We start from the raw sequence: 12,080 nt of genomic DNA, 5'->3' as shown, positions 1-12,080 counted from the left end.
TTCGGCGGAAGAGTGATCCGGTCCTTTGGCGGATCTTGCTGACCACGAGGTGGACATCCGCCAGACCACTTGGCGGTGAAGAGGCCGCCCGCCAGACGCCGTGCGGGTCATTGGCGGGCGGCCACCCATGGAGCGGTGGCATGTCAGGCGGGCACCGGGTGCTCACGCGCCTGCTCAGGCTCGCGGTCGGCGTTCTCGGGCTGAAGGTCGGCCTGCTCATCCCGCAGGAGCGTCATCAGCGCCGTCCGGCGCTTGCTGCTGATCGGAATCCCGGCGTCGCTGAGAGCCTTCTCGACCACGGCGACGCTGACGCCGTGCTCGGTGACGACCGGCCGCATCATCTCCACGAGCTGGTCCATGGTCTTCGCCGGTGGGCGTCCGGTGCGCTTGCGAGGCGCGACTGACTCTTCGTCGAAGGCTGGGCCGTCATCCCTGCGCTCTGTGACCGGCGTGGGGCTGGACGGACAGTCCTGCTCCGCCTCTCGTACGGGCGGGGCTGCCAGGGTGGGCTCGGGGTTTTCGCGGAGCGGGAGTTCGTCCTCGGCGGGCCTCGGTTTGGTGGCGACCTCGGTCGCGGTGGTGTTGTGGGCGAGGAGGGTGCCGCCGAAGAAGGCGAGGGCGGGCCATCCGGCGACCAGGATCCGCAGCCAGGCGGGGACATGGGCGAGGTCGAGGAGTCCGGCGGTGGCGACGTTCGCGCCGAGGGAGGCGGTCAGGGCGATGGCGAACCAGGTCCAGGCGGTGCCGGCCGGGCGTCCGGTGGTGCGCAGGGTACGCATGCGGTGCCAGGCGGCGACGAGCAGCAGGTCGACCGAGACGGGGTAGGCCCAGGCTTTCCAGCCGTGTTGTCCGGCGGCTTCGGCGATGTCGTGGAGGTGGGCAAAGGACAGGGCGCCAGCGATGGCGGCCTGTACGAGGACGGCGTCCGGGCGGGGCAGACGCGGTGGGGTGGTGGCGGTCATACGGAAGGTGGTCCTCGCGGGTCGGGCGGTGGTGGTTTGTGGGATTGCCGTCTTTGCCGTCTTGCCGTCTTGGGGCTGCGAGACGGGCTCTGGGCTGGGGGCGGGTCCGGCTGCCCGGGTGGTGCCGTGGACGCGGCGGTGGTCGGGTTCGGGACGGTGCGGTATCCGTCTTGGGACTCGTATCCGTCCCGGCGGCATGGCCTTTGACCTGCGGTTTTACGGCAGGGACGGCAGGGACGGCACAAGACGGATGTGCTTCCCGTCCCGGGGTTGGCCCGCCGCTCGCGCCGAGGTTCGGGCGGCGGCGGGCCGGTGGCGGGGTGGGGCGGTTGCCGTCCCACGTGCCGTCTTGCAGTCGGGGTGCTGCCGTCCCCAGTGCGGGAGCGTTTCCGTCTTGGGAGGCCGTTCCGTCCCGGCGGCAGGTGCTGTGACCTGCGCTGTTACGGCAGGGACGGCAGGGACGGCAGTTCGGGGAGGCTCGTCAGGCTCTGCCGCCCGTGCCCGCGCTCTCGTCCGTGGCCGTGAGGGTGACGGGGTGGACGGTGGGGCAGTAACGGCGCCATGCGTCGAGGAACTTGTGGCGCGTGTAGCCCTTGCGCTGGGTTCCGTCGCCGAGGCGCACGTTGCCGGAGATGATGCCGAACTCGCGGAGCATCGCGCCGAGTGCGCGCGGGGTCAGCCCGCCTCGGGCCGACTCCGCCCACGGCGCCTCCTCGTTGCCGTTGAGCGCGAACAGCAGCTGGCCGGTGGTCATGCTGTCCGGCTCCGGCTCGCTGGCGGCATGGAAGATCCGGCGGATGTCGGCGAGGATCCGCGCGCCGCCGGGGTTGTCCTCCTCCGCCTGGACCTCGGCGTCGACCATGCGCCTGCACGCCTGGCGGGCACGGCGGGGCCAGGGGCCTCCGGCAAGGTCGGCGACGATCACCAGGGGCTCCCAGGTGTCGGCCGCGCGGTCCTCGACCGGCATGGAGGGCTCCAGGCACAGGGCCCGGTCGGCGAGCGGCGCCGCCCAGCGGGCGATCTTGTCGCGAATCGCATGCAGGGCGGGGCTGTCGCGCTTGGTGCGGTACGGGGCGACGCTTTCGCCCTCGGCACGGCGGCGCATCCGGATCACGATCGAGCGGTCCATGATCGTGTCGGGCAGGTCGCCGATGCCGGCGATGGCCGCCATGGCGAAGGTGTGGAAGCGGCGCGGGGTGTGGTCGTTGCCGACGACCCGCAGCACGTAGCGGTCGCGCTGGTGCCCGGCGTTGAGCAGCCCGCGCATCTCCTCGTTCTTCTCTGCCATCTTCGGGCTGCCGAAAATCGTGTCCGCCTCGTCCACCAGAAGGGTGGGCGGCTCCTCGGTGATCGAGCGGAACACGGCGGCCGGAGTCGAGTTCACCGTCAGCACCGGCTGGTGCACCGTCTCGGTGAGCACGTCGAGCAGGCGGGACTTGCCGCAGCGCTTGGCCGGGCCGACCACGGCCAGGCGCGGGGCGTGCTGCCACGAACCCTGCAGGTGGGTCGCGGCGACCCACAGCGTGGCAGCGTCCAGGGCCTGCTCGGAGGGAAGGATCACGAACTTCGCGATCTGGGCCCTCAACTGCGCGAGCAGGTCGGCGCCCTCGGTCGCCTCGGTGTCGGGTATCAGGTCGGTCCCGTCCGGGACGGCGGGCTCGACCGGTGCAGCCTCCGTGGCGTGTCCACAGGCTGTGGACACAGGCTTCGACTGTTGGCCCGGCAGGAAGGATCCGGGCTCGCCGGGCTTGGCGACCGCCGGCCAACTCGCGTTGGTAGCTGCCGGATCGGGCTGGTGGGACGTAGACTCCATGCTGAAGCTCCAGACTGGGACGCGGGACCTGATCCGTCGCGCGCCGCGGATGAAGGTCGTGGGTAAGGACTTCGCCTGGCCCTCGGTGTTCGCAGCACCGGGGGCCTTCGTGCGCCCTGGGGCGGTCGGGCCGGAGATCCTGGCCCTCTCAACTCGCAGGGACTGCTTGCACCTTGGCGGTGGTCCCTCAGCGGCCTCGGCCGCCGAGGGACCACGAACGTATGGTCATGCCGCTGGAAGATCCACTCCAATCGGGCAAGTACGCCCACGGCAGACAGGCTTGTGGATCGGGCTCTCACCACGTCAAGCTGCATCAGCCGCCGAACCTTCGCCGAGCGCCCCGTCGATGCCAAGCAGGCGCAGAAGGTCCGCTGTGATCACGCGGTACTTCTTGCCCAGCCGCAGGACCCGGCAGGGGTAGGCGCCGAGGCGGGCCAGCTCGTAGCCCTTGCTCCGCCCGAGGCCGATGGCCCGGTTGGCGGTGTCGAGGTCGATGGCCGCCGGCAGCCTGAGAAGTTCGGCCCGCCCCATCCCCTGCACCGTCGTCGGCATGTCAACAGTTCGCACATGAACTCCAAATCCGAGCTTCCCCCGGAAGGGGGCTGCGGCGGAGTGCCGCAACAGAGAAGAGCTTTCCAGTGGCTACTGTGTCGATATGACACAACGCCGCGAGAAACACTGGTTCACCGACGACGAAGACGCGCCCGACTGGCCCGAACGGATCACCAAGGACGTGATCCGAGCAATCACCCGAAGGAGGCAGGATCTTGGACTGTCCGCGCAGGATTTGGCCGACGAGACAGGGAACTTGGGCTACGAAATCCCCCGGAACGTCATCGCCAACTGGGAGTCCGGCAGGCGCAAGACGATCACGATTCCCGAGCTGATCGTCGTGGCCGAGGCCCTGGACATCGCACCGGTCGAGTTGCTCTTCTCCCCAGCCCTCGGCGGCTGGGTCGACTACCTGCCGGAGATGCCCAGCGACCGCTGGTCGGCGCTCACCCACTTCACAGGAGAGGCCCGCTACTTGCTCAGGATGTACCGACTCCGCCTCTACCGGGAGCACGAACGGATCTGGCAAGAGCTCCAGGAGGAACATCACGACGCATTCCAGCTGGAATTCAAATTGTTCCGGGAGGAATGGCCTCCCGGCTCACAAAACAAACTTGACGCTTTCGTCGCCGCCGTCCGCGAGCAGCTTCAACCCGTCAGGGCACACCTGCGCGAGATCGGCCTGGAAGTCCCGCACCTCGCACCGAGTCTCGACTTTCTCGATGCCGAGCTTCCCCCACTGCACACCGATACCGATCTGGAGGACGAATGAAGGGTTCCACCTACCACCGCTGCTACTGCCGCGACGCCGAGACCGGAAAGCCGCTCGGCAAGGCGTGCCCGAAGGCCGGCAGCCGTAAGCACGGCTCCTACTCCATACGCCAGGAGCTGCCCAACTCCGAGGACGGCACCCGCCGTTCGTTCAACCGCTCCGGCTACGAGACGCTCAAGGAGGCCCAAGCCGACCTCGACCACGTCCGCGGCCTACTCGCCCTCGGCAAGGACGAAGCCGACGACCTGGCCCTGGTCGCCGAGTTGCTGGTGAAGGTCGCCGACGAGAAGGCCCAGCTGCCCGACATCGAGGAGACCCGCAACCGCCTGAAGACCGGTCAGGACCTGTCCGCCCGCGTCACCGTGGGCGAGTGGCTCGACACCTGGCTTGCTGGCAAGAAGATCCGCAAGTCCGGCCTCACCCGCTACGAGTGCGACGTGCGGGTCCACCTCAAGCCCCGCATCGGGCACATCCGCGTCGACCGACTGCGGGTGAGCACGCTCGCCGAGATGTTCACGGCCATCGCCGACGCCAACGAGGAGATCCTGGAGAGCAACGCCCTGCGGCACGCGCTGAAGGCCGAGCTCGCCACGGTTCCGATCAAGGGCGTGGAGAACCGCGCCCGCCGCAAGGCTCTGCGTGCCGAACTTGCCGAGATGCCGCCGTTCCGGCGCACGACCGGCGCGGCCACCCGCCAGCACATCCGGGCCACGCTCCGGACCGCCCTGAACGCCGCCATCCCCGAGGGCCTGATCACCCTCAACCCGGCCGCCCACGTCAAGCTCGACCCGGCCGCCAGGCCGAAGGCCCTGGTCTGGACACCGGAGCGGGTCGCCCAGTGGCAGGCGACCGGCGTGAAGCCCTCCCCTGTCATGGTCTGGACGCCGCAGCAGACCGGCGCGTTCCTCGACTTCGTGGCTGCCCACCGCCTGTACGCGATGTGGCACGTGATCGCCTTCCGCGGTCTTCGCCGGGGCGAGGCGTGCGGCCAGCCGTGGTCCGAGACCAACCTCGACAACAGCTCGCTGACCGTGACGGCCCAGCTCGTGCAGGATGGCTGGGAGGTCGAGGAGTCCGACCCCAAGACCGACGGGAGCTTCCGGACCGTGGCACTGGACGACGACACGGTGGCCGTCCTGCGGCGCCACCGCGAGCGCCAGCAGAAGGAGCGGGACGGCTGGGGGCCGGCCTGGAAGGACACCGGCCGCGTCTTCACCAACGAGGACGGTTCCTGGCTCCACCCCGGCAAGGTCACCGAGATGTTCGAGCGGCTCGTGACCGCGTCCGGCCTGCCGCCGATCCGCCTGCACGACCTCCGCCACGGCGCGGCCACCCTCGCGCTCGCGGGCGGGGTCGACATGAAGGTGGTGTCCGAAATGCTCGGCCACTCCTCCATCAAGATCACCTCGGACATTTACACCAGCGTCCTGCCCGAGATCGCCAAGGATGCCGCCGAGGCTGCCGCGAAGCTTGTCCCCCTCCAGCGGAAGACCGAAGCCGAGGCTCACGCCAAGGCCGCAGCCGAAGCGGAGAAGGCCAAGCGGAAGGCGGCGAAGAAGGCGAAGTCCAAGGCCAAGAAGGCCAAGGGCTAACCCAAGATCAACACCCGCGCTCACGCATCGCTCACGCAAGCGATCTTGTAGCGCATCACTGACGCCTGCTCACACGTCAAGGAATCGCAAAAGGCCCAGGTCATGGGCTAGATGACCTGGGCCTTCACTGAGCCGCCTGCGGGATTCGAACCCGCGACCTACGCATTACGAGTGCGTTGCTCTGGCCAACTGAGCTAAGGCGGCACCGCTGCCACGTGTGGTGGCAACGCGGGTCAGTCTACACAGGTTCGCAGGTGATCCGTAGCCGGGATGGTCGGGCAGCGGGCCTGGCCGGGCCGGGGCGGGCGGGGGCGGATGGTTTCTGCTTCAACCGATCTCCGGTGCGACGTTAGGATGATCGCCCCCTGCCACCCCTCCCCACCCCCGGAGCGCACCGTGTTCGGTGTCAACGACCTGGCGACGTACGTCCTCGGCGCCCTCGTGATCATCCTGCTGCCCGGCCCCAACTCGCTGTACGTGCTGTCGGTCGCCGCCCGCAAGGGCATCCGGACCGGGTACCGGGCGGCGGCGGGCGTGTTCGTCGGCGACCTCACGCTGATCAGCCTGACCTCGCTGGGGGCCGCCTCGCTGCTGAAGGCCAACCCGGCGGTGTTCGCGGTGGTCAAGTTCGGCGGCGCCGCCTACCTGCTGTGGATCGGGTTCGGGATGCTGCGGTCCGCCCGCGAGCTGTGGCGCGAGCGCCGGGCCGGGGCCGACCAGGGGGCCGGCGCGGAGGCGGCGCCGGAGGAGAGCGAGCGGCCGTTCCGGCGGGCGCTGGTGATCAGCCTGCTCAACCCGAAGGCGATCCTGTTCCTGCTGTCGTTCTTCACCCAGTTCGTCGACCCGTCCTACGGGCAGCCCGCGCTGTCCTTCGCGCTGCTCGGCGGGATCCTGCAGACCTTCAGCCTGCTCTACCTCTCCCTGCTGATATTCGCCGGCACCACGCTGGCCTCGGCCTTCCGCCGCCGCAAGCGCCTGTCCGCCACCCTGACCAGCGGCGTCGCCGTCCTGTTCGCGGGCTTCGCGGCGAAGCTGGCGGTCTCCTCCGTCTGACGTCGAGCCCGTCTGACCGCGAGTCCGCCTGACCTCGGGATCCCCGGCCCCCGACGCCGCTACCGGGCGCAGCGCTTGCCCGGCTCCGGGGCCTCCCCGGTGAGCAGGAAGCGGTTGACCGCGTCGTCCACGCAGGTGCTGCGCCGCCCGTACGCGGTGTGGCCGTCCCCGTCGTAGGTGAGCAGACGGCCGGACTCCAGCTGGCCGGCCAGTGACCGGGCCCAGTCGTACGGGGTGGCCGGGTCGCGGGTGGTGCCGACGACGACGATCGGGGCGGCGCCGGCGGCCCGGATGGTGTGGGCCGCGCCGGTGGCCGGGACCGGCCAGTAGGCGCAGGTCAGCGCCATCCAGGCCATGTCGCGCCCGAAGTGCGGCGAGGCCCGCTCGAAGTCCGGCACCGCCCGCTGGACGTCCTCCGGCGAGCGGAACGGGGCGGGCAGGTCGAGGCAGTTCACCGCCGTGTTGGCGAACATCAGGTTGGGGTAGGAGCCGTCGGCCTCGCGCCCGTAGTAGGCGTCGGAGAGCTTCAGCAGCCCGGTGCCGTCGCCCGCCTTGGCGTCGGTGAGCGCGGTGCGCAGCTTGGGCCACAGGAACTCGGCGTACATGGCCTGGACGACGCCGGTGGTGGCCTGGGCCCCGGTGAGCCGGCGCCCGTTGTCGGTGCTCGGCAGCGGGTGGGCGTGGACGGTCGCGAACAGGGCGGTGAGCTGGTCGCCGACCTGCCGCTCGGTGCGGCCGAGCGGGCAGTCCTCGCGTTTGGCGCAGTCCTTGGCGAAGGCGGCCCAGGCGGTCTCGAAGCCGCCAGCCTGGGTGCGGTTGCCGGTGACCGAGTCGAGCGCCGGGTCCATCGCGCCGTCCAGCACCACCCGTCCGGTCCGGCTCGGGAACAGCCCGGCGTAGGTGGCGCCGAGGAAGGTGCCGTACGACTTGCCGACGAAGTTCAGCCGTTCGTCGCCGAGCAGGACCCGCAGGACATCCATGTCGCGGGCCGCCTCGACGGTGCTGAGGTGGCCGAGCGCGGCCCCGGCCTGCCGGTGGCAGCCGTCGGCGAACTCCTGGTCGGCGGCGACCAGCGCGTCGATCGCCCGCTGGTCGCCGGGGGCCAGATCGGCGGCGGTGAAGGCGTCCATCCGCTCGCCGGTCAGGCAGCTGACCGGGTTGCTGCGGCCCACCCCGCGCGGGTCGAGGCCGACCAGGTCGTACCGGGTGCGCACGATGCGGTCGTACGTCCCGGCGACGGCCTCCAGGTACTCGATCGCCGATCCGCCGGGGCCGCCCGGGTTGAGCAGCAGCGAGCCCGAGCGGCCCTCGCCGCCGGGGTCGCCCGGGAGGGCGGCGGCGCGGGCGGCCGAGAGGGTGAGGTCGCCGTCGCCGGGGCGGTCGTAGTCCATCGGCACCCGGAAGGCGGTGCACTCGAACCCGCCGTCACACGGCTGCCAGACCGGCCGCTGCCCGTAGTACGGCGCGAGCGCGGCCGGTACGGCGGCGGGCAGCGGCTCCAGTGGGGTGGCGCCGGCACCCGTCGAGTCGGAGGAGGCCTGCCCGGACGCGCCACTCCCGCCGCCCGGCTCCGAGGAGCCCCGGCTGCACCCGCCCGCCGCGGCCGCCGGCAGCCCGACCGCGAGCACCGCCGCAACCAGCCGCACCCGCACCCGCTTCCGCCCCCGCCCCCGCTCCCGCTCCCGCTCCCGCCCGAAGCCCCTCATCCGCTTCCTCTCCACACGTCCACACTCCGAGAAAGTACGAGAACGAAGAAACGCCACTGCCCGGTACCCACCCCGGGTACCGGGCAGCGTAACGGCCGGCTCGACCGGCCCTCGGAGCGCCCGAACCGACGCTCAGGACGCCTTCGCCAGCGCCTCTGCCAGGAACTGCGCCGCCTGCCGGACCAGCCGCGCCCGTTCCCGCTCCGCCGAGTAGTCCTGCACGTTGTCCGAGATCCGCACCTCGGCCTTGGCCGCCGGACCGGGCCCGGCCTTGAGCGCGGTCTGCAGCTTGCGGGCCGCGTCCAGCCCGGCGGCGTCGCCCTTGGCGGCGGCCAGCAGCAGCTTGGCCGAGCTGCCGGCGGGGGCCTCGGCGCCGGTCTGGGTGAGCGCGGCGGCGTCGTAGCGGCCGGAGACTGCGGCGGCCGCGCCGTAGAGGTCCGGCCGGGCCAGCCCGGCGGCGGCCGCGCATGGCGCTCCGCCCTCGACCCCGAGGGTGCCCCAGGAGGCCGGGCCGGACGGGAGGGTCCGGAAGGAGGCCGCGATGGTGGCGCGCAGGGTCGCGTCGTCGGCGACGGCGGCCGGGGCCGCGGCGACCAGCTCGCAGGGGTGCGCGGTGCCGTTCGGCGCCTCGGGGGCGACCAGGATGAACGGGCGTGCCCGGCCGGCCTGCAGGGCCGCGCCGACGCCCTCGAAGACGTCCGGCACCTCGGCGTCGGCGGTCTTGCGCGGGGTGGCGGAGTGCATCACGACGACGGGGAAGCGCGCGTTCGGCTCCTTGGCGTACTGCGCCGGCAGCCAGACCCGGACGTTGCGCGGCTTCCCGTCGGGGCCGAGCACGGCGGACTGCAGCAGCTCGCCGCCGCCCGGGTGCCCGACGCTGTCGAAGTGACTGGCCACCACGGGTGCCGTGGCCGGGGCGGAGGCCGCCGGGTCCGTGGCGGCCGGCGGTGCCGCCTGCTGCCGGACGGCCGCACCGGGCGCACCAGGCGCACCAGGCGCACCGGCAGCGGAGCCCGCCCAGGCCCCGGCGGCGGCCGCGTCCACGTCGGGCTCCGCCGGGTCGGTGCCCGCCCCGCCCCGGCTCAGGCCGCCGAACGCCCCGAGCGCGGTGAGCACCGTCAACGCGGTGACGCACACCCCGCAGACCATCGCGCCGCCTGCCCGGATCAGCATCGGCCACCGGTCGCCCGCCAGCTCGTAGGTCGCGGCGGCCCGCAGGTCGCGCCAGCGTTGGAGCGCACCGCGCGCCAGCCAGAGCCCGCCGAGGGCGGCGGCCAGCAGGGGAATGACGAGGAGTGGACGGACCACGGAACGCACCACCTCGGGAGGAGGGCCGGCGCCGGACCGGAACCGGTGCCGTACGGGAGACGACCGTTCCGGCGGCGGCGAGCCCTCCGGAGGGGAGGGCCCGGGGTGCGGCCGGGCACAGTCGGCCCCCAGCGTGCACAACGGGTGCGCCGTCACACGCGGGTGTGCCCGGCGAGTGTCGCCCGTTCACTCGAAGGTGGGACGCCGAGTCGCCCCTGGGCACCTCCGGGCGGCGTACGGGCCCCACCGCACCGGGCCCCACCGCACCGGCCCCCGCCACCCCGCCAGGCCCCACCCCCACACAGCCCGGCCAACCAGCCGGGCCAACCAGCCGGGCCCGCCCCTCCGGAGGGCCCGCCGGCCGGACGGACCTCAGCCCGCCCGCAGCGCCATCGTCATCGCCTCGACCGCGAGCAGCGGGTCCACGTTGCGGTCCAGCGCCCCGCGGCAGGCGAGCACCGCCTCGATCCGGCGCAGCGTGCCCTCGGCCGTCCCGTCCTGGGCGACCCGGTTCAGCGCCTGCCGCTGGTCCTCGTTGGCGAGCGTGCCAGTGGAGCCGAGCTGGATCGCCAGCACGTCCCGGTAGAAGCCGAGCAGGTCGAGCAGCGCGACCCCGAGGGTCTCCCGGCGGGTGCGGGTGGCGCGGCTCTTCTGCCGCTTCTCCAGCTCCTTGACCGCGCCGGCCATGCCGCGCGGCGCCTTGCTGCCCTCGGCGGCGCCGTAGGCGGCCTTCAGGTCGTCGGTCTCCTTGGCGTCCTGGGTCTCGGCGAGGCCCTCGGCATCGGCCTTGGCGGTGTCGACCAGGCGCTGGGCGGCGGTCAGGCAGCCGCCGATGTCGGCGACCTCCAGCGGGATCCGCAGCACCTCGGCGCGGCGGGAGCGGGCCTGCTCGTCCACGGCGAGCCGGCGGGTGCGCTCGATGTCGCCCTGCCCGGCGAGCGCGGCCAGCCGGGCGGTCTCCGGGTCGACGCCGTCGCGGCGGACCAGCATGTCGGCGACGGCGTCGGCGGCGGGCGTGCGCAGCACCAGCAGGCGGCAGCGCGAGCGGATGGTCGGCAGCACGTCCTGGACGGAGGGGGCGCAGAGCAGCCAGACGGTGCGCGGGGAGGGCTCCTCCACGCCCTTGAGCAGCGCGTTGGCGGCGGCCTCGGTGAGCCGGTGGGCGGCGTCCACCAGGATCACCGACCAGCGGCCGCCGGTCGGATAGCTGGAGGCCCGCAGGACGAGTTCGCGCATGTCGCCGACGCCGATGGACAGTCCGTCGGTCCGCACGTACTTGACGTCGGCGTGGCTGCCGGCCAGCACGGTGTGGCAGCCGTCGCAGAACCCGCAGCCGGGCGTGCCGCCGAGCGCGAGGTCGGGGCTGGTGCACTGGAGGGCGGCGGCGAAGGCCCGCGCGGCGGTGACCTGCCCGGCACCGGGCGGACCGGTGAACAGCCAGGCGTGGGTCATCAGGGAGGCGTTCCCGCCCTGCTCCGGAGCGGCGCCGCGACCGGCCGCGACCGTCGCCCCGGCCGCCCGGGCCGCGGCGGTCAGCTGCTCGACCACCCGATCCTGGCCCACCAGGTCGTCCCAGACGGCCACTGCTGCTCCCAAGCTCCGTACGACAGCGCTCCAGGCGCCTCTTCCCCGCCGTCGAGCATACGTCTCCGCTCCGACAGCCACTGCTCCGTCCGGGGCACGGCCCCCGGGACGCCACCCCCGCCCGCCCGAACCCCCGTACGACGACGGGCGGCGCCGCCCGGGACCAGCGCCCCGGGCGACACCGCCCGTCCGTCAACCGTCAGCCGTACCGGCCGGCCGGCCCTACCGACTCGGACTCAGCTCCGCCGGCCCCAGCGCCGGCCCTTGCCCTTGCCGCCGTCCTCGCCGCGCCCGTCGCCGCCGGGCTCGTCCCCGCCGTGCCGGCCCGACCCGTCCTGGTCGCCGCCGCCCTGACCCCAGCGCGCCCACTCGTCACGCGAGCCGAGCAGGGTGTCGGTGAGGCTCGGCAGGTCGTCCATCGGCGTCTCCTCGGCCCACTCCGGCCGAGCCCGCTCAGCGGTCGACTGCGACTCCGAGGCCTGTGACTCCGAGGCCTGCGCGTCGGAGGTCTGCGCGTCAGTGGCCCGCGCGTCCGCCGCCCGCGGCCCGGCCGACTGCGACGCAGCGGGACGCTGTCCGGCCGGGGCCGGCCGGCCGTCCACCACCGGCAGCTCCCGGGTGCTGTCCACCGGCTCCCCGGAACGCCCCGGCTCGATCCGCGGCAGCACCGCGGTCTCGTCCACCGCCGGAACCCGCGGCAGCACGGCCGTCTCGTCCGCCGCCGGCACCTTCGGCAGC

Annotated in this window: 9 protein-coding genes, 1 tRNA gene and 1 pseudogene; 3 read left to right on the top strand and 8 right to left on the bottom strand. The window is 72.9% G+C overall.

Annotation, left to right across the window (positions count from 1 at the left end; translation table 11 throughout):
- Positions 1-143 precede the first annotated feature (143 nt).
- From BG452_RS46420 to BG452_RS37030, 3 genes are all read right to left on the bottom strand, one after another.
- Complete coding sequence (locus tag BG452_RS46420) at positions 144-962, bottom strand: DUF2637 domain-containing protein (RefSeq protein WP_223243282.1); 819 nt, start codon at positions 960-962, stop codon at positions 144-146.
- A 481-nt stretch (positions 963-1,443) separates the two neighbouring features.
- Positions 1,444-2,775 carry a DUF3631 domain-containing protein gene (locus BG452_RS37035; protein ID WP_188308738.1) on the bottom strand — a complete coding sequence of 444 codons (1,332 nt, stop codon included), beginning with the start codon at positions 2,773-2,775 and terminating at the stop codon, positions 1,444-1,446.
- Positions 2,776-3,078: 303 nt separating this feature from the next.
- Positions 3,079-3,327: a hypothetical protein gene (locus BG452_RS37030; RefSeq protein WP_188308737.1), complete on the bottom strand. Its 249-nt coding sequence runs from the start codon at positions 3,325-3,327 to the stop codon at positions 3,079-3,081.
- Positions 3,328-3,430: 103 nt separating this feature from the next.
- Here BG452_RS37030 and BG452_RS37025 point away from each other — a divergent pair, with 103 nt between their 5' ends.
- Both BG452_RS37025 and BG452_RS37020 read left to right on the top strand, forming a co-directional pair.
- Positions 3,431-4,099: a helix-turn-helix domain-containing protein gene (locus BG452_RS37025; protein WP_188308736.1), complete on the top strand. Its 669-nt coding sequence runs from the start codon at positions 3,431-3,433 to the stop codon at positions 4,097-4,099.
- Complete coding sequence (locus BG452_RS37020) at positions 4,096-5,691, top strand: tyrosine-type recombinase/integrase (protein WP_188308735.1); 1,596 nt, start codon at positions 4,096-4,098, stop codon at positions 5,689-5,691. The genes BG452_RS37025 and BG452_RS37020 overlap by 4 nt, the downstream gene beginning before the upstream one ends.
- 130 nt (positions 5,692-5,821) lie before the next feature.
- On the opposite strand, the gene BG452_RS37015 is transcribed toward BG452_RS37020, so the two are convergent.
- Positions 5,822-5,895: transfer RNA gene (locus tag BG452_RS37015), tRNA-Thr, on the bottom strand.
- A gap of 192 nt (positions 5,896-6,087) precedes the next feature.
- Here BG452_RS37015 and leuE point away from each other — a divergent pair.
- Positions 6,088-6,744 (top strand): leucine efflux protein LeuE, encoded by a 657-nt coding sequence (gene leuE, locus BG452_RS37010; protein WP_188308734.1) that lies wholly within the window; start codon positions 6,088-6,090, stop codon positions 6,742-6,744.
- A gap of 59 nt (positions 6,745-6,803) precedes the next feature.
- On the opposite strand, the gene BG452_RS37005 is transcribed toward leuE, so the two are convergent.
- The 4 genes and pseudogenes from BG452_RS37005 to BG452_RS36990 all read right to left on the bottom strand — a co-directional run.
- A complete protein-coding gene (locus BG452_RS37005; RefSeq protein ID WP_188308733.1) occupies positions 6,804-8,450 on the bottom strand; it encodes an alpha/beta hydrolase in 1,647 nt (548 codons plus the stop codon).
- A gap of 132 nt (positions 8,451-8,582) precedes the next feature.
- On the bottom strand, positions 8,583-9,758 hold the full coding sequence (locus BG452_RS37000) for a hypothetical protein (protein WP_188308732.1): 1,176 nt from the start codon (positions 9,756-9,758) through the stop codon (positions 8,583-8,585).
- A 372-nt stretch (positions 9,759-10,130) separates the two neighbouring features.
- Positions 10,131-11,342, bottom strand: coding sequence for a DNA polymerase III subunit delta' (locus tag BG452_RS36995; protein WP_188308763.1), 1,212 nt, complete (start codon positions 11,340-11,342; stop codon positions 10,131-10,133).
- 236 nt (positions 11,343-11,578) lie between these two features.
- Positions 11,579-12,080, bottom strand: a pseudogene (locus BG452_RS36990) (hypothetical protein); the annotation flags it as partial.

It is taken from the genome of Streptomyces sp. CBMA123, assembly GCF_014596465.1.
GTDB lineage: Bacteria > Actinomycetota > Actinomycetes > Streptomycetales > Streptomycetaceae > Kitasatospora.
This window is presented reverse-complemented; position numbering and strand designations above follow the sequence as displayed.

What these genes read in the sequence shown, in the direction of transcription:
- BG452_RS37005 (WP_188308733.1), bottom strand. Translation starts at nt 8,450, where the DNA reads ATGAGGGGCTTCGGGCGGGAGCGGGAGCGGGAGCGGGGGCGGGGGCGG.
- BG452_RS37030 (WP_188308737.1), bottom strand. Translation starts at nt 3,327, where the DNA reads ATGCCGACGACGGTGCAGGGGATGGGGCGGGCCGAACTTCTCAGGCTG.
- BG452_RS37025 (WP_188308736.1), top strand. Translation starts at nt 3,431, where the DNA reads ATGACACAACGCCGCGAGAAACACTGGTTCACCGACGACGAAGACGCG.
- BG452_RS37035 (WP_188308738.1), bottom strand. Translation starts at nt 2,775, where the DNA reads ATGGAGTCTACGTCCCACCAGCCCGATCCGGCAGCTACCAACGCGAGT.
- BG452_RS37020 (WP_188308735.1), top strand. Translation starts at nt 4,096, where the DNA reads ATGAAGGGTTCCACCTACCACCGCTGCTACTGCCGCGACGCCGAGACC.
- BG452_RS46420 (WP_223243282.1), bottom strand. Translation starts at nt 962, where the DNA reads ATGACCGCCACCACCCCACCGCGTCTGCCCCGCCCGGACGCCGTCCTC.